The following is a 23,635-nucleotide window of genomic DNA, read 5'->3' on the forward strand; positions in this document are numbered from 1 at the left end:
AACGAAACCTACCATTCTTTTGGCTTTGGTTACATTTGGACCCCTCCCAATATAGGCTAATTTATTGCCATGGCAGTCATAGGACTGTCTCAACGAAAGCAAATTATTGCTTCAATTCTTACTATTTTTACAAAAAAAATTTGAAAAAATGAAATCAATAAAATTATTGATGGCAATGGCATTAATGCTATCCATCTCGACTTGTTTCGCAGAAATCAAAAATGCCAAGGTAGAAACCGTACACATCTATGGAAATTGTTCAATCTGTAAAAGTACTATCGAATCGGCTGCTAATGTAAAGAATGTGGTCCATGTAGAATGGAACAAGGATACGAAAATGGCGGTCCTGACCTTTGATGAAAAGAAAACAAATCAAGATGAAATTCTAAAACGAATTGGTTTGGCAGGATATGACAGCGACAAATTTCTCGCTCCTGACAATGTTTATGCTAAACTTGAAACTTGTTGCCAATATGAACGGACAGGAAAAGTTCTTGTAAAAGTTGAAGATGCAAAAACGGTAATTCTTGCTGTAGAAGAAAAAGTTGTCGCACCCATTTTAGCAACAAATATACAAGAAGAGCAACTCAAAGAAGTCTTCGATTCCTATTTTGCTGTGAAAGATGCTTTGGTGAAAACGGATGGTAATCTGGCAGCAACAAAAGCAGCATCCCTGTTGAATTCTATTAATTCGGTTAAAATGGAATCATTAACAAAAGAAGAACATGTAGAATGGATGAAAGTGATGAAAGATTTGGTCTTTGATGCTGAACATATTTCGGAAACCAAAGATGCCGGACATCAAAGAGACCACTTTACATCTTTATCTAAAAACATGTATTCGGTGATGAAAGTCTCAAAACAAGATACCCCAACATATTATCAATTTTGTCCAATGGCTAACAAAGGAAAAGGGGCAAATTGGTTGAGTAAAGAGAACATCGTTAAAAACCCCTATTATGGTACTAAAATGTTGGGATGTGGTAAAGTTGTTGAAACCTTAAATTAATGAAACTATACATTAAAAACATGGTTTGTAATCGATGTAAAATGGTCGTGAAGTCTGAGCTAGAAAAACTTGGACTTCACCCAATTCACATTGAGTTAGGTGAGGTAGAAATAAAAGAAGAAAATATAGATTCCATAAAATTGGATGTAATCAGTGTCTTCAAGTCTGTTGGGTTTGAATTAATTGATGACAAAAAAGGTAGAACAATTGAACAGGTAAAAAATCTAATTATTGAATTGGTTCATCACAAAAACAATGACTTAAGAGTTAATCTTTCTAATTATTTATCTCAACACTTAAATCACGAATACAAATCTCTGAGTAACCTTTTTTCGGTAGTAGAACAGCAAACCATTGAACAATTCTTTATCAAGCAAAAAATTGAAAAAGTAAAAGAATTGCTCATGTATGATGAATTAACATTGAGCCAAATTGCATACCAATTGAATTACAGTAGTGTTGCGTATCTAAGTAATCAATTTAAAAGGGAAACAGGTTTTACAACGTCCTATTTTAAACAACTTAAATCAAGTAAAAGAACCGGTATTGACAGTGTATAAGAAAGGAAATCTTATATAATTTCTAAAAAATAACGTAACGTCACGATGGTTTTAATTTGGAAAATTTGCGTTTTATATAACTCTATTTAAAAACACAAATATGACACATACATATCAATTAACTGGAATGACTTGCACAAGTTGTGAAGCAAAAGTAAAATCATTGTTAGAGAGCGTTGAAAATGTAACTAATGTTGAGGTTTCTAAGGAATACGATTCGGTTACCATTTCAATGGATAGGCACATCAACTTGTCAAATTTCCAGAAAGTATTAGATGCAAAATATACCATTTCTGCAAAACAAAACATTGAATTAGAGGAACAAGCAAAATCGTGGTTTCAAACTTATGCTCCAATTTTGCTGATTTTTCTCTATGTCTCTACTATTACTTTATTGATACAACTGAAAAGCGGACATATTATTTTAATGGAGGCGATGCAGCATTTTATGGCTGGGTTCTTCTTAGTGTTCTCATTTTTCAAATTGTTAAATTTAAAAGGTTTTGCCGAAAGTTATGTCATGTATGATGTGGTAGCAAAAAAATTCTCCTTTTGGGCATATTCATACGCTTTTGTAGAGGTTGGCTTGGGTATTTCTTATCTTTTAAATTACAATCCTTTAGTAACAAATGCCTGCACGTTTGTGGTCATGAGTATAAGTATAATAGGTGTTTTGCAGTCAGTATTTGATAATAAGAAAATACAATGTGCTTGTTTGGGGGCAGTTTTTAATTTGCCAATGAGTACTGTGACAATTATCGAAGATGCATTGATGATTGTAATGAGCGGATATATGATTTTAAATTTATTTTAAACATGAGATTGATACCAATAATTGCCGTTTTTGTGCTGTTTTCAACAACTGTTTTCGCCCAAAAAGTTGTTCGCTATGACCTTTACGTAAAAGACACTTTAGTGCATTTTGCTGGCAAAGAAAAAAGAGCGATTGCAGTTAATGGTCAAATACCAATGCCAACCTTAACATTTACCGAAGGTGATACGGCTGAAATACACGTTCATAACCTACTTAAGGAGGAAACCTCTTTACATTGGCACGGGCTATTTTTACCCAATAAAGAAGATGGGGTTCCCAACCTTACACAAATGCCCATTCGGCCAAATACAACTCATATCTATCGTTTCCCAATCATTCAAAATGGTACCCACTGGTATCACTCACACTCAGGGTTGCAGGAACAAATAGGAATGTATGGGAATTTTGTCATGTTAAAAAGACCGAACGACGACTCTTTTAGGAAAGGAATCGATGACTTACCAACGCTTCCTATTGTACTGAGTGAGTGGACCAATCTCAAACCCGAGAATATTCACAGGATGCTTCATAATGCCAATGATTATCCCGCATTGAGAAAAAACTCCGTTCAAAGTTATGGGGAAGCAATATCAGCAGGTCATTTTAAAACTAAGTTGCTAAGTGAATGGAAGCGGATGTTAGCGATGGATGTTAGCGATGTCTATTATGAAAAAATATTCATGAATGGTAAACCAAGTTCTGAGCTTAAAAGTATCTCAGGAAATGAGTTGAAAGGTGGAGACAAGGTCAGACTAAGAATTTCAAATGGGGGTGCATCATCCTATTTTTGGCTGACTTATGCCGGGGGTAAAATTACAGTAGTAGCAAATGATGGGAACGATGTGGAACCGGTTGAAGTTGATAGATTAATTATTGCGGTTTCAGAAACCTATGATATTATTGTTACTATTCCAGCAGATAAGACTGCCTATGAATTCTTAGCAACGACTGAAGACCGGACTAATTCAGCATCCATTTATATTGGAAATGGAATTAAACAGTTGAAATCACCTTTACCCCGATTAAAGTATTTTGAAGGGATGAAGATGATGAATGACATGATGAAGATGAATGGCGAATTGGATGATATGGGTATGGCCATGAGTTTAAATCAAATGGATATGAATGTGGTGATGTATCCTGAAATAACTGGCGATGCTAAGCCAAAACAAGATGACAATGACCCCAATCGTTATAATGCCAATGCACTGGGAGACATTGTTACCCTGAATTATGCCATGCTGAAGTCCCCTAGCATAACAGCATTGCCCAAGGATGCTCCAGTAAAAGAATTGTACTTTAAACTCTCCGGTAATATGAATCGATATGTTTGGAGTTTAGACAATAGGGTCGTTTCAGAAGCCGATAAAATCCTTATCAAAAAAGGAGAAAATGTTAGAATTATTCTCTACAATGGTTCCATGATGCGCCATCCGATGCACCTACATGGGCATGATTTTAGGTTACTTAACGGTCAAGGACAAAATGCTCCTTTAAAAAACATTGTGGATGTTATGCCGATGGAGACGGATACATTAGAATTTAACGCCAATGTTGAAGGTGATTGGTTTTTCCATTGTCATATTTTGTACCATATGATGAGCGGAATGGGTAGGGTATTAAGTTATGAAAATCAGATGCCCAATCCATTGATTCCTAATCCAAAACTAGCGCAACGGAAACTGTTTGCAGACGACCGCAAGTTTCATTTTATGGCTGAGAATGATTTTGCAACCAACGGTAATGATGGAATGGCCATGTTACAAAATACGAGGTGGAGCATTGGTTCAGAATGGCGATTGGGCTATCATGATTTTCACGGATATGAGGTAGAAACACATATTGGTAGATATGTTGGGAAAATGCAGTGGTTAATGCCATTTATTGGCTTTGATTGGCGTTATAGAAAGTTTGGAATAGATGAACAGGAAACAAATCTATTTGGGCAATCAAATAGTAAGGACCTAAGAAGTCTTGTTACAGTCGGCGTAAATTACACGTTGCCATTACTCATTGTTGGACAAGCTGAAATCTATCAGGATGGAAATATTCGTTTTCAACTTATGAGAGAAGATATGCCTATTACCAAACGACTTAGAGTGAGTTTTATGCTTAACACCGATAAGGAATACATGGCAGGTTTTCGTTACATCGTAAACAAAAACATGGGCATTACATCACATTATGATAGTGATATGGGATTGGGTGCTGGAATAACTTTTTCTTACTAAAAACTTTTTAATTGTCTATTGAGATAATTTAACTTCAATAAAAAACAAAATCATGAAAAAAAACATTGTTTTAAACCTCTTGTTGACATTACCTATTGGCGTTTTTGCCCAACACCAAAACCATCAACCCAAAGTCGATACCAGTCAAACAGCAGTCAAGCCCAAAAGTCCAAAAATGACGGCAATGGCAATGGTAGGCACAAATCATGTACATATAGAATACGGTTCACCGAGTGTGAGAGGGCGGAATATTTGGAATGGTTTAGTTGCCTTCAATCAAGTATGGTCATCGGGAGCTCACAAAGCTACTTGGATAGATTTTGGTCATGATATAATGGTTGAAGGTAAAGTTATTACAAAAGGTAAATATGGATTTTTTACTATTCCTGATAGAGAAACGTGGACTTTGATTTTGAGTAAAACGTGGGATATGCACTTATCGGACGATTATAAAGAAGAAAATGACATCATCCGAATTAAGGTAAAACCCTTCAAAAGCGATAAATTAGTTGAAGCCCTTACGTATGAAGTAATGCCGACCAATGCTAACGAAGGCAAAATAAAATTGAGCTGGGAGTATTTGAGCGTTGAGTTTCCGTTTAAAAATAAGTAAATGATTTTGGGGGAAGAAATGAGCGAAATCAACTAATTTAACCCGTATTGCTATGAATAGTCTTGGTCAGAAAGCACCCAAGGGCTATGGCTGATTAACTAATCCAAAATTCATCTATTAGGAGATTTGCGGGATAAATCATTAATTTTTATCATTGGAAAGCGACATTTACTTCCTCCAATTTACAGGATGATTTCTCTCTTTAAAAAGTTGAAACCGGATTGACTAAAACCAACTCTTGGCACATTCTTGGCACAATTTGAAAACCACAGGTATAACTCTCAACTAAAATAGTCAAAAAACACTAAGCCCTCTACTGGGCTTAAACCAAGAAAATCGATGAATAAAGGAAATAGAGATAGAGTTTAAACGAAAAAAGTCACCATTTCTGATGACTTTTCTAATTGCTCCCCTTACAGACGAAAGATGCAGCTATAATGCGATGATTGAGTATGTGACTATCAGGAAATTAAAGGGCTGAATGCTATATATAAATTCTTTAGCGGTTTTGATATTTTAGTTAAAGAAAAGAGTATGTAAATATCTACCTGGTGCAAGAATGGCAAAACTTCCTGCAATGATAATACCTCCGATATATAACCTAATCATTGAATTTTTGTGTGTTTTAATATCCCCTCGTTTAATTGCAAACCAAGCCTTTGGGACAGTATATATAGTTAAAATGCTCAGAAGGTGAAGTAACCCAAAATGATTGAAAATCCGTTGACCTACTTGAGCTGGTATAAATAAAGTTAAGATGCCTGTAATAATGTTGGGCAAAGTATTTACATTCGGTAAGATTTATTGAAATGAGAATTGCATTTTCTTTGGCAGGTGCAAAATCCGTGTAAAGCCAATTACCATAATGCAGTTCGCTTTCGTCAATGATGCCTTCAATTGCTCCGTTTAAATCGTCTTTGTGTATTGGGCAATACCCATCTTGCTTTGAAGTATAAAAAGCAAATTCAGCCTCTTGCACTGGGGCTGAAAATGGGATGATATTTAATTGAAGTGTCTGCTGCATAACTTACTTGTTGTGTTGTTTATTTATAAATTATATTGATGGTTGGTTCCTCACTTTGTTTTGTTTGAATATTACAAATTTAAAACTTCATCCTTTGTATTCTCACCGCATTCAAAATTGCCAACAGAGCCACACCAACATCCGCAAAAACAGCTTCCCACATGGTGGCTAAACCGCCAGCACCCAATACCAATACAATGGCTTTTACTGCAAATGCTAAAATGATATTCTGAATAACAATGCTACGGGTGGCTTTGCCTATTTTAATGGCGGTTACAATCTTTAAAGGCTGGTCTGTTTGTATCACTACATTGGCTGTTTCTATGGCTGCATCGCTGCCCATTGCACCCATTGCAATGCCCACATCGCTTAAAGCCAATACAGGTGCATCGTTGATGCCATCGCCTACAAATGCAATGATTTTTGTCTTGTCCTGTTTTAGTTCTTCTACTTTCTGTACTTTGTTTTCTGGTAGCAAATCGCCAAAGGCGGTATCTATGCCAATTTGTTTTGCTACTTTTTGGGTAATGGAATTTTTATCGCCACTAAGCATTATGGTTTGTTTAATGCCGTTCAGGTGCATTTGCCTGATGGCTTCCTGTGCATCCTCTTTTACTTCATCGGCTATCAATACATAACCTGTATACTTGTTGCCTATGGCTACCACTACAATGCTTTCTATAATTTCGTCAATAGCTGCATCGTATGTGATATTATATTTCTTTAGCAGTTTTGTATTACCTGCCAATACTTCTTTCCCGTTCACATTTCCCTTTAAGCCATGCCCTGAAATTTCTTCTATCTCTGTCGCCTGGTAAGTTTGTGTTTCGTTCTTTTCATACTCGGCAATGGCTTTGGCAATAGGATGTGTTGATTTGCTTTCTAATGCAGCTAATGTTTTTATGAAATCTGTTTTGTCCATTCCGTTAGTTACAATTGCCTGCACTTTAAAAACACCTGCCGTTAGTGTGCCGGTTTTGTCCATCACAACGGTATTTATTTTGGTCATTAACTCTAAATAATTAGAACCTTTAAACAAAATACCATTTCTTGAAGCCGCACCTATGCCGCCAAAATAGCCCAATGGAATAGAGATAACCAATGCACAAGGGCAACTGATAACTAAGAAAATTAAAGCCCTGTACAGCCAATCATTAAACACATAATTGCTTAGAACAAAGTAGGGAACCACCACCAATGCTACTGCCAAAAAGAAAACGATAGGTGTATAGATTTTGGCAAATTTTCTTATCAGCAATTCTGTTTTTGCCTTTCTTGCAGTAGCATTTTGCACCATTTCCAAAATCCGTGCAAGGGAACTATCGGCAAATTTTTTGGTTACTTTCAGTTCAATTACTTTATCAAGGTTTAGCATACCTGCCAATACCTGTGCTCCTTTATAAATAGATTTTGGTTTGCTTTCTCCTGTAAGTGCTGCGGTATTGAAGCTGCTGCCCTCACTTAACATTTCACCATCTAACGGAATTTTTTCGCCTGCTTTAATTTGTATGGTTTCGCCTATTTCTACTTCTTCGGGTTTTATTTCTTCGTATTTATTATTCCTTAAAACGCTGGCAGAAGATGGACGGACATCTAATAAGGCTTTGATATTGTTTTTTGCTTTATTAACTGCTGCCTTCTGAAACAATTCACCAACGGCATAGAATAACATTACCGCAACACCTTCGGGATATTGACCGATGGCAAAAGCCCCCATAGTGGCCAATACCATTAATGTAAACTCGGTGAAGAACTCTTTTTTAAGACTGGCTTCCCATCCTTCTTTTATTACCGGTAAACCAACAGGTAGGTATGCAATAGCATACCATGCAAGGCGTACATAGTTTGTAAAGAATGAGGGTTTGAAATAATTATCCAACGCAATGCCAATGAGCAACATAACGAAACTGATAATGGCTGGCAGGTATTGTTTCCATACACTACTATGAGCTTGCAATTGGACTTTATCTTGTCCACTATCAATGGTTTTCTTTTTATGCAGCAGTTGTTCTGCACCTGCTTCGGTATAGATTTTTTCTTCTAATGTGCAGCAGGTCATCCTGCCTTGTTCATCGTAAGTATGCTTATGATTTGGGGCTGTATTTATCATTTTATGAAAATTGATTTAGTTATTATTCTTCTTCCTCTTTACCACCACTGGTTTTTGATAATACATAAAATGCACCTTTGGTTGCAATCCTTGCACCTTTCGGTATTTCTTCCAATGGCGTAATTTCTATGTAGCCCAATTCTGTTACACCTGTGGTTACTTCTATCTTTTTAAACTGAATATGCTTTTCAGCTTTGGCTTCTGTATTCTTTTCTGACTTTTCCCCTGCTTCCTTTTTTTCAGCCTTCTCTTTACCTTCGCTTTCCTCATCCACAACCATAAAAATATATTGCTTGCCTTCTGCACTTACCACTGCATCAACAGGAACTGCCTGTACTGTTTGATTACCTACATTAATCAATGCAGATACATACATACCCGGTAACAATTTGATGCCGCCTGTATTGTTGATTTTGGCATGTACAATTACCGATTTGTTTTCATTTTCAAAAGATTGATTGATACCGTAAATAGTACCTGTTATTTGCTTATTGTTCTGATTGGATAGAATGAACTCTACTGTCTGCCCATTCTTTACTTTAAACAAATCCTTTTCATACACCTGCAAATCACAATGAACTTGTGAGTTATCTACAATATCCATTAAGGAGGTTTGCATATCAATATAGCTGCCTGTTTTAATTAGTATATGCCCTATAACACCACTAATAGGTGCGGTGATGGGAATTTGATTTACAAAATTTCCATTCGCCACCGATGCAGGACTGATATTTAATTGTTGCAATTGTTTTTCTATCCCTTTCATTCTTGCTTTATCCGTTTCATATTTGGATGCTGCCTGTTGAAACACTTTTCCTGTACCTGCACTTTCGGTATTCAGTTCCTTTTGGCGTTGGTACTCCTTTTCAGAATAAACAAATTCTTTTTTCAGCATGAGGTAGTCCTGCTGCAACTTCACAATGTCTGTGTTTTCTAATATTGCTACTGTTTGCCCCTGGCGAACATAGTTGCCTTCCAACACTAATATTTTTTTAATGATGCCGGACACCAATGAATTTACATCGGCTTTATTTTGTGGGGGCACTTCCAATTGTCCGCTTGACTTTACCACACTGTTTAGATTTTTCATTTCTATTGTACCTAACTCAATGCCTACGGCTTTCATTTGCTCCTCCGAAACTTCTATGGTTTCTGAATGGGGTTCCTCAACTTTAGTTGTTTCTTTTGTTTCCGTTTTATTGCCCGATTTGCAGGATGTAAAACCGATTGCAACTACAAAGAGTGCAAATGCTATGATTGATTTTATATTTATTGACTTCATTTTATTTATTTCCTTTTAAGTAGTTTAACAATATAATGGACTGATTGAACTGGTTCACTGCATCGGTATATTGCAGCCTTGTATTGATAGCCGTTTGCAGGTTTTGGATATACTCCATGTAACCAATTTCGCCTTTTGTGTATGCTGTGTTTGAAATTCTGATAATATCGTCTGCCTGTTTTAAACCTGTGGTTTCGTAATACTGCAAACCTTCTTTTGCTTTCAGGTATTCGTTGTATTGCACTGCATAACTACTTTGCATGTATAGCAAGGTTTGCTGCCGTTCTGTTTCAATCAACGTATTATTAATTTTGGCAGCTTTTATTTTTGCTTTTTGTGAACCAAAGAATAACGGCACTCCAATACCTACCTGAAATCCTGCTATCCTTGTACCAGGGAAATAATTACGGTTAATTTTTGCTGGGTCAAACCCTTTGACAATAGCCTGATGATAATAGCCCACATTCAAATCAGGAAGTAGCTTGCTTTTCTCCAAATTTATTTGTGATGTACTTACATTCAGCCGTTGATTATAATACTCTATCAGCGGATTTGATTTTATTGCAGCCGTGTCAAACTTGTAATCATCCGGCATCTTGGGTAATTCATTTTCTTTTGGCATTACCGGTTCGGATGTATTCAGCCATTTCTGCAATACCAATTGATAACTGCTTAATGTTGTATTGGCTTGCTTTAACTGCAATTGGTTTTCTTTGTATCTGCTTTCGGCTTGCATTTTCTCCAACTGGTTTGTTTCACCTGTATTATAGCGAAGGGTAGCCCGTTTGAGAAAGTTGCTGTAAATACTATCCTGCTGTTGCAACAGCTTTATTTTTTGTGAACTATAAACCAAATTGTAATAGGCTTCGGTTACTTCTTTTATTATTTCATTCTGTGATAGCAATTTTGATTTTTGTGCTAATAATGTTTCCTGTTTCAGTAGCTTATTTTGATTAGCATACACAGTAGGGAAAGCAATGGTTTGCGTAATGCCTATGCTGTTATCAATATTACCGCCACTTGTTGGGTCTTGCACTAATTGCAGGTTTGTTTTATCAGGATTAAAACCTGTTTTTTGCAGTACCTGAGATTGCTGAATGTATAAGTCGGCTCCCTTTATTTGCAGGTTATTTTTTAAAGCTATATCAATACATTCCTGTAAAGTTTTTTGATTGCTTTGTGCATAAGATTTTTCTGCAAACAAACCAATGAATGTAAACAGTAACAGCACAGTCATTGAATTGCCCTGGAGTTTTGGTTTCTTCATTTTATTTGGTTTGAAATTAATTTTAGTGTTGAATAAAATGTAGAGTGCAGGAAGTACAAGCAAGGTTAAAAGCGTAGCTGTAATTAAACCGCCAATAACTACGGTGGCTAATGGCTTTTGCACTTCACCACCTGCACCTGTGGAAAGTGCCATTGGTAAAAACCCTAATGATGCAACTGCTGCCGTCATAATTACAGGACGCAGCCTTACGGCTGTACCTTTTCTTACCCTTTCATATATATCGGTAATGCCTTCGTCTTTTAACTGGTTGAAGTAACCAATCAATACAATGCCATTTAATACTGCTACACCAAACAAAGCTATAAAGCCAACACCTGCCGAAATACTGAATGGCATACCTCTTAGCCACAAAGCAATGATGCCACCAATGGCGGATAATGGAACTGCGGTAAAAATCAGGAATGATTGTTTTACACTGTTGAAAGTAAAGTAGAGCAATACTAAAATGAGTAATAATGCTACTGGCACTGCAATACCTAACCTTGCCTTTGCTTCTTTCAGGTTTTGAAACTGACCACCATAGGTATAGTAATAACCTGAAGGTAGTTTTAGTTTTTCATCTAATATGGGTTGTATTTCTTCTACCGTGCTTTCAACATCTCTGCCACGAACATTGAAACCTACAAAAGTTCTACGCTGCCCATCCTCATGACTTATTTGTGCAGGGGCCGTTTTGAATGAAATATTTGCTACCTGGTTAATAGGCACTTTGTTGCCTGATGGCAATGGCACATAAAGGTTTTCAATATTGCTGAAGTCTTTCCGCAAATCTTTTTGCAACCGTACCACCATGTCAAACCGTTTATCTCCTTCAAACACAACACCTGCCACATTTCCTGCAAAAGCAGTTTTCAGCACCATGTTTACATCACTGATGTTTAATCCGTATTGTGCAATTTTATCACGGTTATACTCCACTTGTATTTGTGGCAAGCCGCTTATTTTTTCTACAAAAGGTTCACTTACTCCTTTTACATTTTTTATCAAACCTGCTATTTTATTTGCCTGAGCATTCAGTATTTCCAAATCTTCACCATAGATTTTTATTGCCACATCCTGTTTGATACCTGTAATTAATTCATTAAACCGCATCTGCATTGGTTGTGTAATTTCAAAATTTACACCGGGTAAAATGCTTAGTGCTTCTTCCATTTTTTCCATCATTTCTTCCCTGGTATGTGCAGATGTCCATTCTTCTTTAGGCTTCATGGCAAGCATCATATCGGCTCTTTCTATCGGCATCGGGTCAGTTGGAATTTCAGAACTCCCTATTCTTGTTACCGCCTGTTTTATTTCAGGAAACTTATCCTTTAAAATTTTCTCCGCCTTGCCTAATGTTTCTACTACCTGCGTTAATGATGTACCTTGTGCCATGCTTATTTCAACAGCCAAGTCGCCTTCTTCCAATGTGGGGATAAACTCACCGCCTAAGCTGTTGAACAGGATTAAGCTGCCGGCAAATAATACTACCATAGCAGCCACAATAGTTTTTTTCCAATGCAAAGCCCAATTGAGTAATGGTGTATAAAGTTGTTGCAAGAAATCAATTATTTTATCTGATATATTGCGTTTATGTGTTGCCTTTTTACTAAGGAACAATGCACTCATCATTGGTACATATGTCAATGAAAGTATGAATGCACCTAAAATTGCGAAAGCTACTGTTTGAGCCATTGGCTTAAACATTTTTCCTTCAATGCCCACTAATGCGAATAGTGGCAGGTAAACTATTAAGATGATAATTTCACCAAATGCGGCACTGCTTCTGATTTTTGAAGCGGCTTCAAATACTTCATCATCCATTTGTGATTGCGAAAGTTTTTGCAAACCGACATGATGATGCTTACTCATGTAAATCCTATGAACAATTGCTTCAATAATAATTACTGCACCATCTACAATTAACCCAAAATCAATTGCACCCAAACTCATAAGGTTGCCGCTTACACCAAACAAATTCATCAGTATAATGGCAAAGAGCATTGCTAAAGGAATAACAGAAGCTACTATAAGACCTGCCCTTAGATTTCCTAAAAGCAATACCAAAATAAACACTACAATCAGTCCTCCTTCAATCAAATTCTTTTCTACCGTACCCATTGCCCTGTTTACTAATTCTGTTCGGTCAATAAATGGTTCTATTACTACACCTTCGGGCAATGATTTTTGTATTTGTGCCATTCGCTGTTTAACATTTGTAATTACCTGTGCAAAGTTTTCACCTTTCAGCATCAGGGTAATACCTGCCACTACTTCGCCTTCACCGTTTCTTGTAACTGCACCGTACCGTGTTGCACTGCCAAACTGTACCGTTGCCACATCCCGGATTAATATAGGAATGCCGTTTACGTTTTTTACTACTATTTTTTCAATATCACTTAATGACTTTACCAGTCCCAAACCACGAATAAAATAAGCATTGCTGCGTTGCTCTATATAGCTGCCACCAGTGTTTTCATTATTACTTTCTAATGCCTTGTATATTTCAGGAATTGTAATGTTCATAGCATTGAGCTTGTCATTATCCAAAGCAATTTCATATTGCTTCACATAACCACCCCATCCGCTTACTTCTGCCAAACCCTCTGTACCTGCCAACTGCCTTTTTACAATCCAATCCTGCATAGTACGCAAATCGGTAGCGGTGTATTTGTTTTCATACCCTTTTTTTGCATGTATGATATAATGATATATTTCACCCAATCCCGTAGTAATAGGTGCTAAAGTTGGTTCACCTAAACCTTGCGGAATTTGTGCTTCTGCTTCTTTTAGGCGTTCACTTATTTGCTGCCTTGCCCAATAGACATCAGCATTGTCTTTAAAAACAATTGTGATTACGGATATACCACTCCGGCTCATGCTCCGCTTTTCAATTACATTGGGAATATTTGCAATTGCCAACTCAATAGGTGTGGTAATAAACTGCTCTACCTCCTGAGCACCCAATGTTGGTGCTTGTGTAATTATCTGTACCTGGTTGTTGGTGATGTCCGGCACAGCATCAATAGGTAACCGCATAGCGGATATAACGCCCCAAATAATGAGAGCCAATGTAAAAGCCCCCACTACAAGTTTGTTTTTTATTGAGAACTGAATTATTTTTTGAAACATTGAAATTTTTATTTGTTTATGAATTTTATGTATTGGTTAATCCTTGCAACAATAGCCAACAACATCAAGATGCATATTATCGCTATCGTTACCGCTTTGAATACCTGCAATAGAGTAAGCGGTTTACGCTTTTTCTTTTTGCTTTTAATGGACGATTTGTTTTTGATTTATATGATTAATCACGCCTATAAAACGGGAAGCATACCACAACGAAAAATGAATTACATCAAACTATAAAGCCTGATGAATAGCATTAAGGAAACGAAATGTTGTGATTTGGAGATTAACCTATCTTAGGCGGTTGCCAAACAGAATGGAAGTCGTAGGAGTTAAACACTATTTCGTAATGAAACTTCACAGATTGAAATAGCATTTTAGGCATTTTGTACAATGCCAAAGGCTGAGAAAAAGCCGATGCAGGACAGTGGGAACAAGTACAGAAGGGAGTACAGGCTTCGTCACCAGTTTGGTGTTGTTGTTGCTGAGTAGTAGCTGAAATCTTTTGTTCTGCCTTTACATTACGCTCCTGCCTGTCAATGCATGGAAGGCATGACAGCACCAAAAGGTAAATGCTCATTATGAAGGCAAAAAATTTCATTGCGGCAAATATAAGCAGAAATATGAAAGGTTGTACCCCCAACCTGCAAAACTTGCAAAGTCTTCAAAGTCTGCAAACTCTGCAATGTGTAGAAGGGTTTGAACTGGTGGGGCAAAAAAAAACCCCCGAAGGAACAGTTTCAAATGCGTTGGTATGAACCTGCTTTGATTTTGGTAAGGGTGTACCCGGTTGCAGATTTTAGCACATCATCAACCGTTCTGGCAGATAGCTTAAACTTAGTGCCTATTTCGGTTGCTTCCTTCCTTGTAAATTCTTGGGGCAAAGCCTCAAAGAATTTGCGTTTGCCATCGCCTGAATGAAACTGCATGGTTTCATTTTGCTTGGGTAGGTTATTGAACATTAGTAAACTATGCTCTAAGTAGGTTTGAACTATTAGTAAGACTGTATTAAAATCTTCATCGGTACAAATAATTGTAGCGGTCATTTCTCCGTTTTCAAACTTTCTTAATGCTGATAGTATCATGCAAAGCCTAAAGAAAATTAAACCCATACGATAAACTACCCCTGCTGCATCTTCACTGGTGAAAGTAACAACCTCTGAAAGCATTAAAGGAAATTCTGTATTGATTGTGAGCCATTGTGAGGGGGGTAATTCAATTGTAGTGTGTGATTGTTCCATTAGGCTTATCAAGCCTAAAACCTGTTCAGAAAGTGCCTCAAAGTGGTCGTTAAAAACAATGGTGTTGCTCTGCGGTGATGGGTCTTGCCATTCAATTTTATTTTTATAAGCATAGAATAAGAAACGGCTAAACAAACCATCTTCTGCGGATGATAATAACCTGGGGGCTTGTGCAGGTGTGCCTGTTAAGGCCACCGCCAAACATGGGTCGTTTATTTCATCGTATTGGTTATCTGTTTTTCGGGTACTTGATACTGTTTCGTGGTGAAATGCAGTTCTTAGAATGGTTGAATAATCGCCCCAATCCTGTTTTTTTGCTCCACTCATTGTATCGGCTTCTGTTTCGCAAATAATGCCTTTGCCGTCATTGGCTTTTAAGTGTTCTATCATTCTTGCCTTACTGCAATCGGCTGGAATGAATACTATTTTGAAAGGTGGCTTTTCAGGTTTTTCGGGTGCTGGCTCTCCTTTGCTCTTGGTACGTTCCAACTGTTTAAAATCTGCCATTTCATTCTCATGTACTTTTTGAGCATCCCTGCTTTGCTGCAATATCTTCTGATGGTACTTGTCCGCTAATCGCTTTGCATTTTTCAATACTCCTTTGCCACTTGCTGCCGGTGCAATGATGAAAGTGTACAAGTGAGGAAAAACTCTTTCCTGAAAATACACACCAGTTACGTTTGGTAAACAACCGCTAAGAATAGAAATAGCACCAGTAAAGAATACATCTCTTTTACGTTTGTCGGTAAATGCCCTCGCACCTTCTTTAATGATATTAGGCAAAGCCTCAAATACTTCGTCAGGGATTGTAGGAGTAGTTTTTAAATAATCTTCTAAAGGGTCTTCATCTGTTTGAGGGTGCAACTGCTAAGACTATCAATGCGACTCTTTTGACTTGCGATGGAGATTTTGACCACATTCCAAATTCTATGCTGAAGGTTAAGAAGTTTGAGTACGCCAAAATAAACATAATTTGACAGTTGGATGAAGAATTATACCAATAAACATTACAGCTCAAATAGACTTAATCTTGATATTAAAAATATGTACACTAGACTTTTAGATACAAATAGTCCGGCCATAGATAAATTCTGTCAAGAGCATAAATACATTTACCGTTATTTGCCTTTTGAAAGATTTTTGGAGGTACTTCATAAAAAGCAGCTTGCATTCATATCGCCAATAAAATGGAATGACCTCTTTGAGATTTACTGGTGAGTTTTTTGGTGAATTCACTGCATGTAAAAAATCAAACTTGTTACCGGGATGATTAAATTGGAAACGTGGTCCCGGTATCTTCATTTTTAGATGAGCAACAGTTTAGACCGTCAGGATTCCTCTTTTGATTGCTGTCTTTTTAACTTTCAATATGGTGTTGGTTGATGTATTGTTTGTTAGTCCTGATACTTGGCGGATTGATAACCCTTTTTTCAGATACTTTAGTACCTGTGGGTACTTGCTGAGTAATTCCTCTTCTGTTTGAAACGAACCTACCTTTCTCCCGATAGGATTAGTCTTACGGTACTGCTCAAAACCGGAGCGTAATCGTTGAACAATATTATTCCTCTCCAGTTGGTTTAACGTGTTTATGATTTCCAACATGAACTGGGTCATAGGGTTGATATGGCCTTTATCATCCAAGGTCTCTATGTTAAAGTTCTTGATGAATATAGACACCTTCATAGCATTACATTGATTCAATATCTGTAAGACCTCAAGAGAATTTCTGCCGATACGACTAAGTTCCCAAATTAAGATTTTCTGAACGGGATTGTTTTCTATGTAGGTTAACATGGATTGAAGAACTGGTCTTTCAGATGTCTTCTTGGTGCCGGATATTTTCTCCTCAAATATCTGTAAGACCTGATAGTTCATTCTTTCAGCGTATTCCTTTAATTCTTCTGTTTGACGAAGGGTGTCTTGTATCAATGTACTTACCCTTGAAAAGATGACAACTTTGGTTTTTTGTTTCATTTTATGTTTTTAGCCAAAATTAGAGCAGTATTTTGACCGGTGCGGCATCTTTTTCAAGGTTTTTTTGAGACAGTTTTAAATTGAGACATTTTTATCTCGATTGATGAAGTTGTACTAACCCCCTAATAGACTGGACTAAATTTTAAAAAGAGTTTAGAACCAATTAAATTAGGGAACTATGAAAAGAGAAAGAAGAATTTTCAGTCCGGAGGATCGCTTAGCTATTCTTCAAGAAGGACAGCGAGAAGGCAATGTTGTTACTTGTCGGAAGTATCATTTATCACCTAGTCTATATGCTAAGTGGAGGACTAAATACCTTTCCAAAGGAGTTGAAGGGTTAAAGTCTGCCTATAAGCGAATAGATCCAGAGCTTAGAGCTTTGGAAGAAGAAAACGAACGATTGAAACGAATTATCGCTCGACAAGCATTGGAGATAGAATTCAAATCAGAGCTTTTAAAAAAAAGCCCTGTGCTAACCAAGACAAGAAGATGATCGTCTCACAATACATTCAACAGGCTCCTACACGTATGCTTTTATCTTGGTCTAACCTTCCTTCCAGCGTTTACTATTATAAGTCTACAGGTGGAAAACCGGGCGTTAAAGCCAGTTCTCATACGTGGAAACAAGATGGAGAGAAGGTCGAAAATCAGATCGTTATCGAGCAAATTAAAGACATCCTCTCGCAAGAATTTTGCTGCTACGGGTATGAAAATGTAACAGGGGAATTACGCAAGCTTGATTATTACATTAACAAGAAAAAAGTTTACCGATTAATGGACGAACACAACCTGCTTTTGGGTAAAGTGATACGAACCAGCGGCAAACGCAAGTTTGTCCAGCACCGTAAGATTCAGGCTTCCTATCCAATGGAATACCTATGCCTAGACATTAAATACGTCTATGTACACGGCGAAAAAAGAAACTTTTACTTGCTAACAATCATCGATGTCTTTTCTCGTAAAATCGTGGATCAGATATTTCAAAAAAGCATCAAACAAATTGATGTCATCAATGCATTTAGACGAATAAACAACGAATACGGAATCAAAGGAGTAACCATTCGAAATGACAATGGATCTCAATTTATCGCCAACAACGTAAAGCAATACCTTCGCACAGCGGAAGCCAATCAAGAGTTCACTCACATCGCAACACCGGAAGAAAATTCCTACATCGAAGCCTTTCATTCCATCATTCAGCGGGAAGTAATCGAACGTTACGAATTCACGGGGTTTTATGATGCAAAACAAACAATATTCGCACACACCATCTGGTATAACACCCGAAGATTCCACAAAGCAATCAAAATGACACCCATTGAAAAATGGGAACAAAATATCCACATCACGAACCAAAAACGTCTCGAACAAAATTTATCCGAAAACCAAAACGAAAATGTGGATGATTTAAATCAAAATTATAAATACTTTAGACAAAATTTAAACCCAAAAACAAACAATTATTACACAACTCTTTCAACAAATGTGTCCAAGTAATTAGGGGTTGGTACAGTATCAATTCAAACAACAAAAACAATTGCAAGATCCGACAAGAGAGGGAGCAATAATGATAAAAAGGTTATACTTTTATAGTGTAACCTTTTTTTATGCACTAATTAATATAAATGATGGATAGAAATGAATTTCTTAAAACTAGCGGAATGCTCTCCGTGGCTTCCATTTTACCTTTAGAAGGATTATTTGCAACTAATTTGACTAATAATCGAATTGATAAATTAGTTGATGAAAATGGACATTTTGTTTTACAGCCTTTACCATATTCAGAGTCGTTCTTAGAACCTTATATGGATGCTGAGACGGTGCACCTTCATTATACTTTTCATCACGGTGGGGCTACAAAAGCTGCGAATGTAGATGTAAAAAAAATTCAGGAGGCAATGGATTCTAATAATTTTGAAACAGTTGATTATTGGACGAAGAAATTAGCGTTTCATTCGTCCTCTCATATTTTGCATTCCATTTTTTGGACAAATCTTACCAATAAACAATTGTCTCCTACTGGAAATTTATTAAAGCAAATTGAAAAAGATTTTGGGAGCTATGAAAAATTAAAATTATATCTAGCCCAAACTTCAAAAAATGTAGATGGTAATGGCTGGGGGATACTTGCATATCAACCTATGACAAAGAAACTTGTTGTTCTACAATGTGAAAACCACGAAAAACTAACTCAATGGGGTTGCGTGCCAATTCTGGTTATTGATGTTTGGGAACATTCATATTACCTAAAGTACAAAAACAAAAGAGCAGACTTTGTAGATACGTTATTTAAAATCATCAATTGGGAAAACGTGGCAGATAGATTTAACAACGCGACCAAATTAATTTGAATATAGGGTTCCTTTAAAATTGCACGAAGTTCAACCCTGCAATTTCTTAATAGTCACATACTCAATCATCGCATTATTTTGCATTTTTCGTCTGTAAGGGGAGCCACACTGGACAAGCCGATCAGAAATGATCGGCTTTTTTGTTGTCCTTCAGTGAGTTAGGGTAGCTGCATCTTTTTATTTTTCAATAGAATTTATTATTCTTATATTTCAAAAAATTATATCACAAATTCAATTGAAATACCTATTTACTTTTATCCTTCTAATTGCTAGCATTATTTCAAGTAATGCTCAATGGAGTAAATTACCTATACATACAGATGAGATTAACCACACGTCTAAATTAAACCATAGAACCTATAAGGTTTCTGTTGCATTGCCATCTAGTTATAACCCAGAAAATAAGTATCCTGTTTATTATTTATTGGATGGATATTATGCTTTTCCTATTGCAAAAGAATCAATGAAAGCTTTAAAAATGGGAAATTTATCAAAGGACTTCATACTAGTTTCAATAGCAGGAGATGAAACCAATGATTACGATTGGTTATTGAATCGTTGGACAGATTATACTTTTACACAAAAAATCAAGAAAGATAGTACCTATAGCAAAATCTGGAATTTTTCATCACCTGCTTTGGTTTCTGGAGGAGGAGATATATTCTATAATATCATTACAAAAGAAATAATTCCTTTAATCGATTCAAAGTATAGTACAAATAATGAGAGAGGATTATCAGGTCATTCACTAAGTGGGTTATATGTGGCTAACGCATTGTTTAAATCTGATGGTATTTTTACTAAGTTTGGAATTAATAGCCCATCTTTTTTATTTTGGGATAACGATATTATGGAAGCCGAGGCTAAATATGCTTCAGCCAATTCAACGTTAAAAGTAGATGTATTTTTCTCAATTGCTGAATTAGAAGACGGGTTTGATAATCTATTGAGATTCGAAACACTCTTAAAAAAATACAATGGGTTTAATTCGAAATTGGTTGTTTTTAAAGATGAAACGCACAATTCTGTTGGCCCAGCAATGATAGCTAGAACAATGAGGGAGCTTTATTCAAATAAAGACTAACTAACTCTTCAGTTTCCTAATTGTAACATACTCAATCATTGCATTATTTTGCATCTTTCGTCTGTAAGGGGAGCCCTTAAAAAGACCTTACGTTTTGTAAGGTCTTTTTTGTTTTAATAGGTCAAATCATTTCTTTATAACATTGCAATTAATTCTATATATTTACATCAAATTATAATAAACACACAGCGTTAAATTATAACAAATACACGGCGAGATATTATAACTAATACACAATGGCAACACCCGCAGAAAAATTAGCGGAATCACTAAAAGTTCTCCAAGTAATACAAGGTAAAGGTATTATAGCGATTAAGTCGGAAGATTTAAGTAGAACCCATAAAGACCGTCTTATCGCAAATGGTTTCATAAGAGAAGTTATTAGAGGTTGGTACATTGCAGTGAATCCTGAAGAAAGCAAAGGGAATAGCACATCTTGGTTCACTTCCTATTGGGGATTTTGCTCAAGGTTCTTGGAAGACCGATATGGTGATGAATATTGTGTTTCAGCAGAACAGTCCTTATTGCTGCATTCAGGGAATGAGGTTGTTCCAATTCAGATGATTATTAGGTCGGTAAAGGGTAAAAACAATAACACTCCTTTATTATTTAAAACGTCTTTATTCTGTATGAAATCGCCATTATCAGAATTAGAAAGTGTAGAAGTTAAAAATGGGTTACGAATATTAAACTTACCATCTTCCATTATTTATTGTTCTCCTTCCATTTTTGTTAGCAATCCAATTGATGTAAGAACGGCGTTAAGTATGATAAATGACGCTTCTGAAATAGTAGGATTGTTGTTAGATGGTGGACATAGTTTGAAAGCCGGAAGAATCGTGGGCGCTTTTAGAAATATAGGGAATTCTAAAATAGCGGATGAGATTTTGAAAACGATGAAGTCAGCAGGTTATGATGTCCGCGAAACAGACCCATTTGAACGAATGACTCCATTACCCTTATCTTCAAGAGAACGTTCTCCATATTGCAATAGAATCCGTTTAATGTGGTTTGAAATGCGGAATGTAGTAATTAAAGTTTTTCCCAAACCTTCAGCTATTAATTTTCTTGACAAAGCGACATTTCTAAAAAATATGGATGAAATCTATGTTACGGATGCGTACCACTCATTGTCCATTGAAAAATACAAAGTGACTCCCGAACTGATTGAAAGGGTTAAAAGCGGAAAATGGAATTTAGTAGATAATGAAGAAGATAAAAAACATAGAGATGCTATGGCTGCAAGAGGGTATTGGCTTGCTTTTAATAGTGTAAAAGACAGTATTGAAAAAATTATGGATGGTGGTGATTTAGGTAAGATACTTTTGGAAGAACATAGCGATTGGTTTAGAGAGTTATTTTCACCCAGTGTAACATCCGGCATTTTAAAGCCATCTGATTTAGCTGGGTATAGAAGACATCAAGTTTATATTGGACAATCACAACACGTCCCTGTAAATATGGATGCTCTAAGAGATGTAATGCCCATTTTATTTGAATTAATCTCAGAAGAACCGGAAGCATCAGTTAGAGCGGTGTTAGGACATTTCTTTTTTGTTTATATTCACCCTTACATGGATGGTAACGGTAGAATGGGTAGGTTCTTAATGAATGCAATATTGGCTTCGGGAGGATATAAATGGATGGTAATACCTGTTCAAAAAAGAGATGATTATATGAACTCTCTTGAAATGGCAAGTGTCCAACAGAATATAGAGCCCTTTGCGAAATTCATCGGAGATTTGGTAAAATTAACCATGGCCGGTAAACCTGCCGCGGAGTAATGATTTAGAAAATCTCTCTTTTTTGTGATAAAAACCATTGAACCTACTTCTCCCATTTTGAGAAAGTACGTAGAATGCTTCTATTTTTACGAGGGCAAATCGAACTCTTCTTTTAGTTATTTAGCGTTCCCGCATTTTAACACGGGCCTTTCTTTTATGAAAGGGGCGTCGGTTCAAAGGCAAGATTGGACTCTTCATGTTTCAGAAAATAGGACGGATAGCGTACATATTGAAATACTTGGTAAGTATACGACTCCCGTTTTCTTAGAATATAAGGGACAATTACGAGAGATTTCTGTCATCTTTAAGCCTTTAGGAATAAACCGATTTTTTAAGGACAATTATCTTTCCTTGGCGCCTCATTTTTCACAGGAATTAGTGAATGATGTGTGGAGAAAGTTTGGCGAAACTTTATTTTGTGGGGATGATGATATTAACAAAATAGAATCATTTTTGCTTTCTCAATTTGGTGATCATCCTGAGTTTTCTACCGTTGAAACGGCGCTGAAATGGTTAGAAAATAGCGATGAAAAAATGGCTATATCCACCATCGCAAGTAAAGTAGGACTGAATGCTAAAACCTTTCAAAGGTATTTCCAAAAACATATGGGTTGTAGTCCCGTTGAATACCGTAGAATTTTTCGATTTAGAAGCTCTTTAACGAACAAGTTGAATAGTACTGAATGGAAGAATTTAACGGATATTACTTATGAGGGAGGGTATTATGACCAGTCCTATTTCATTAAAGAGTTTAGAAAAATCACCCATCATAATCCTAAAGATTTTTTCAAATCGACTAGTAAAGTGGATGGTGATAAGATTATTTGGGAAATTAAATAGTGTCCTAAAAGTACAATTTTGATTGAATTCTGGCGCTTAATTTTGGGATAAATTAAACGATAGCTCCATGAAAACATCATTTAACAAGTTCCTCTACATCGGTTTTTTACTATTAGGATTATTTCAAGCCCTTTTCTCTAAAGATTATATGCAAGCAGCGGCATCGCTTGGTATAGGTTTAGCATTTGACCCATTCAATCCAGAACAAAAATGGAGTGACAGGCCTACTTGGCAAAAAATGGTCTTAATTGTAAACCTCGCTATTGTTTTTGGATTGATATTTATTGAAATCTTCAATCCATTTTTCTAATTCCAGTAAGAG

Annotated in this window: 19 protein-coding genes; 12 read left to right on the forward strand and 7 right to left on the reverse strand. The window is 36.4% G+C overall.

Annotated features, from left to right (window positions below; all coding sequences use genetic code 11):
* Positions 1-148 precede the first annotated feature (148 nt).
* The 5 genes from EWU21_RS04585 to EWU21_RS04605 all read left to right on the forward strand — a co-directional run bounded on the left by EWU21_RS04585 (position 149) and on the right by EWU21_RS04605 (position 5,227).
* Entirely contained in the window at positions 149-1,009 is an 861-nt protein-coding gene (locus tag EWU21_RS04585; protein ID WP_130895631.1) for a DUF3347 domain-containing protein, read from the forward strand.
* Entirely contained in the window at positions 1,009-1,569 is a 561-nt protein-coding gene (locus tag EWU21_RS04590) for a helix-turn-helix domain-containing protein (protein ID WP_130895632.1), read from the forward strand. Before EWU21_RS04585 ends, EWU21_RS04590 begins: the two co-directional genes overlap by 1 nt.
* Before the next feature lie 100 nt (positions 1,570-1,669).
* Positions 1,670-2,383: a heavy-metal-associated domain-containing protein gene (locus EWU21_RS04595; protein WP_130895633.1), complete on the forward strand. Its 714-nt coding sequence runs from the start codon at positions 1,670-1,672 to the stop codon at positions 2,381-2,383.
* 2 nt (positions 2,384-2,385) lie between these two features.
* Positions 2,386-4,614, forward strand: a complete 2,229-nt coding sequence (locus EWU21_RS04600; RefSeq protein ID WP_130895634.1) for a multicopper oxidase family protein — start codon at positions 2,386-2,388, stop codon at positions 4,612-4,614.
* 52 nt (positions 4,615-4,666) lie between these two features.
* Complete coding sequence (locus tag EWU21_RS04605; protein ID WP_130895635.1) at positions 4,667-5,227, forward strand: DUF2911 domain-containing protein; 561 nt, start codon at positions 4,667-4,669, stop codon at positions 5,225-5,227.
* Between the two features lie 640 nt (positions 5,228-5,867).
* On the opposite strand, the gene EWU21_RS11250 is transcribed toward EWU21_RS04605, so the two are convergent.
* The 7 genes from EWU21_RS11250 to EWU21_RS04640 all read right to left on the reverse strand — a co-directional run bounded on the left by EWU21_RS11250 (position 5,868) and on the right by EWU21_RS04640 (position 17,254).
* Positions 5,868-6,251: a hypothetical protein gene (locus tag EWU21_RS11250; protein WP_161566399.1), complete on the reverse strand. Its 384-nt coding sequence runs from the start codon at positions 6,249-6,251 to the stop codon at positions 5,868-5,870.
* A gap of 79 nt (positions 6,252-6,330) precedes the next feature.
* Positions 6,331-8,361: a heavy metal translocating P-type ATPase gene (locus EWU21_RS04615; RefSeq protein ID WP_130895637.1), complete on the reverse strand. Its 2,031-nt coding sequence runs from the start codon at positions 8,359-8,361 to the stop codon at positions 6,331-6,333.
* 22 nt (positions 8,362-8,383) lie between these two features.
* Positions 8,384-9,643, reverse strand: a complete 1,260-nt coding sequence (locus EWU21_RS04620; RefSeq protein ID WP_130895638.1) for an efflux RND transporter periplasmic adaptor subunit — start codon at positions 9,641-9,643, stop codon at positions 8,384-8,386.
* A 1-nt stretch (position 9,644) separates the two neighbouring features.
* Positions 9,645-14,042 carry a CusA/CzcA family heavy metal efflux RND transporter gene (locus EWU21_RS04625; RefSeq protein ID WP_130895639.1) on the reverse strand — a complete coding sequence of 1,466 codons (4,398 nt, stop codon included), beginning with the start codon at positions 14,040-14,042 and terminating at the stop codon, positions 9,645-9,647.
* A gap of 283 nt (positions 14,043-14,325) precedes the next feature.
* Positions 14,326-14,640 carry a DUF6660 family protein gene (locus EWU21_RS04630; RefSeq protein ID WP_317127218.1) on the reverse strand — a complete coding sequence of 105 codons (315 nt, stop codon included), beginning with the start codon at positions 14,638-14,640 and terminating at the stop codon, positions 14,326-14,328.
* 139 nt (positions 14,641-14,779) lie between these two features.
* A complete protein-coding gene (locus EWU21_RS04635; protein WP_130895641.1) occupies positions 14,780-16,144 on the reverse strand; it encodes a DUF3987 domain-containing protein in 1,365 nt (454 codons plus the stop codon).
* 456 nt (positions 16,145-16,600) lie between these two features.
* Positions 16,601-17,254, reverse strand: a complete 654-nt coding sequence (locus tag EWU21_RS04640) for a recombinase family protein (protein ID WP_130895642.1) — start codon at positions 17,252-17,254, stop codon at positions 16,601-16,603.
* Between the two features lie 178 nt (positions 17,255-17,432).
* Between EWU21_RS04640 and EWU21_RS04645 the strand changes: the two genes are divergently transcribed.
* From EWU21_RS04645 to EWU21_RS04675, 7 genes are all read left to right on the forward strand, one after another.
* Positions 17,433-17,747: a transposase gene (locus EWU21_RS04645; RefSeq protein ID WP_130895643.1), complete on the forward strand. Its 315-nt coding sequence runs from the start codon at positions 17,433-17,435 to the stop codon at positions 17,745-17,747.
* A complete protein-coding gene (locus tag EWU21_RS04650) occupies positions 17,744-18,751 on the forward strand; it encodes an IS3 family transposase (RefSeq protein ID WP_236633171.1) in 1,008 nt (335 codons plus the stop codon). Before EWU21_RS04645 ends, EWU21_RS04650 begins: the two co-directional genes overlap by 4 nt.
* Before the next feature lie 128 nt (positions 18,752-18,879).
* Positions 18,880-19,605 (forward strand): superoxide dismutase, encoded by a 726-nt coding sequence (locus tag EWU21_RS04655; RefSeq protein ID WP_236633172.1) that lies wholly within the window; start codon positions 18,880-18,882, stop codon positions 19,603-19,605.
* A 235-nt stretch (positions 19,606-19,840) separates the two neighbouring features.
* Positions 19,841-20,689 carry an alpha/beta hydrolase gene (locus EWU21_RS04660; RefSeq protein ID WP_161566474.1) on the forward strand — a complete coding sequence of 283 codons (849 nt, stop codon included), beginning with the start codon at positions 19,841-19,843 and terminating at the stop codon, positions 20,687-20,689.
* A 236-nt stretch (positions 20,690-20,925) separates the two neighbouring features.
* Complete coding sequence (locus EWU21_RS04665) at positions 20,926-22,473, forward strand: Fic family protein (RefSeq protein WP_130895645.1); 1,548 nt, start codon at positions 20,926-20,928, stop codon at positions 22,471-22,473.
* Between the two features lie 24 nt (positions 22,474-22,497).
* Positions 22,498-23,313: a helix-turn-helix domain-containing protein gene (locus EWU21_RS04670; protein ID WP_317127219.1), complete on the forward strand. Its 816-nt coding sequence runs from the start codon at positions 22,498-22,500 to the stop codon at positions 23,311-23,313.
* 67 nt (positions 23,314-23,380) lie between these two features.
* Positions 23,381-23,623 (forward strand): hypothetical protein, encoded by a 243-nt coding sequence (locus EWU21_RS04675; protein ID WP_130895647.1) that lies wholly within the window; start codon positions 23,381-23,383, stop codon positions 23,621-23,623.
* Positions 23,624-23,635: the final 12 nt, after the last annotated feature.

This window comes from Aquirufa antheringensis, from assembly GCF_004307425.1.
Classification (GTDB): Bacteria; Bacteroidota; Bacteroidia; order Cytophagales; family Spirosomataceae; genus Aquirufa; species Aquirufa antheringensis.

What these genes read in the sequence shown, in the direction of transcription:
- EWU21_RS04585 (WP_130895631.1), top strand. Translation starts at nt 149, where the DNA reads ATGAAATCAATAAAATTATTGATGGCAATGGCATTAATGCTATCCATC.
- EWU21_RS04590 (WP_130895632.1), top strand. Translation starts at nt 1,009, where the DNA reads ATGAAACTATACATTAAAAACATGGTTTGTAATCGATGTAAAATGGTC.
- EWU21_RS04595 (WP_130895633.1), top strand. Translation starts at nt 1,670, where the DNA reads ATGACACATACATATCAATTAACTGGAATGACTTGCACAAGTTGTGAA.
- EWU21_RS04600 (WP_130895634.1), top strand. Translation starts at nt 2,386, where the DNA reads ATGAGATTGATACCAATAATTGCCGTTTTTGTGCTGTTTTCAACAACT.
- EWU21_RS04605 (WP_130895635.1), top strand. Translation starts at nt 4,667, where the DNA reads ATGAAAAAAAACATTGTTTTAAACCTCTTGTTGACATTACCTATTGGC.
- EWU21_RS11250 (WP_161566399.1), bottom strand. Translation starts at nt 6,251, where the DNA reads ATGCAGCAGACACTTCAATTAAATATCATCCCATTTTCAGCCCCAGTG.
- EWU21_RS04615 (WP_130895637.1), bottom strand. Translation starts at nt 8,361, where the DNA reads ATGATAAATACAGCCCCAAATCATAAGCATACTTACGATGAACAAGGC.
- EWU21_RS04620 (WP_130895638.1), bottom strand. Translation starts at nt 9,643, where the DNA reads ATGAAGTCAATAAATATAAAATCAATCATAGCATTTGCACTCTTTGTA.
- EWU21_RS04625 (WP_130895639.1), bottom strand. Translation starts at nt 14,042, where the DNA reads ATGTTTCAAAAAATAATTCAGTTCTCAATAAAAAACAAACTTGTAGTG.
- EWU21_RS04630 (WP_317127218.1), bottom strand. Translation starts at nt 14,640, where the DNA reads ATGAAATTTTTTGCCTTCATAATGAGCATTTACCTTTTGGTGCTGTCA.
- EWU21_RS04640 (WP_130895642.1), bottom strand. Translation starts at nt 17,254, where the DNA reads ATGAAACAAAAAACCAAAGTTGTCATCTTTTCAAGGGTAAGTACATTG.
- EWU21_RS04645 (WP_130895643.1), top strand. Translation starts at nt 17,433, where the DNA reads ATGAAAAGAGAAAGAAGAATTTTCAGTCCGGAGGATCGCTTAGCTATT.
- EWU21_RS04650 (WP_236633171.1), top strand. Translation starts at nt 17,744, where the DNA reads ATGATCGTCTCACAATACATTCAACAGGCTCCTACACGTATGCTTTTA.
- EWU21_RS04655 (WP_236633172.1), top strand. Translation starts at nt 18,880, where the DNA reads ATGATGGATAGAAATGAATTTCTTAAAACTAGCGGAATGCTCTCCGTG.
- EWU21_RS04665 (WP_130895645.1), top strand. Translation starts at nt 20,926, where the DNA reads ATGGCAACACCCGCAGAAAAATTAGCGGAATCACTAAAAGTTCTCCAA.
- EWU21_RS04675 (WP_130895647.1), top strand. Translation starts at nt 23,381, where the DNA reads ATGAAAACATCATTTAACAAGTTCCTCTACATCGGTTTTTTACTATTA.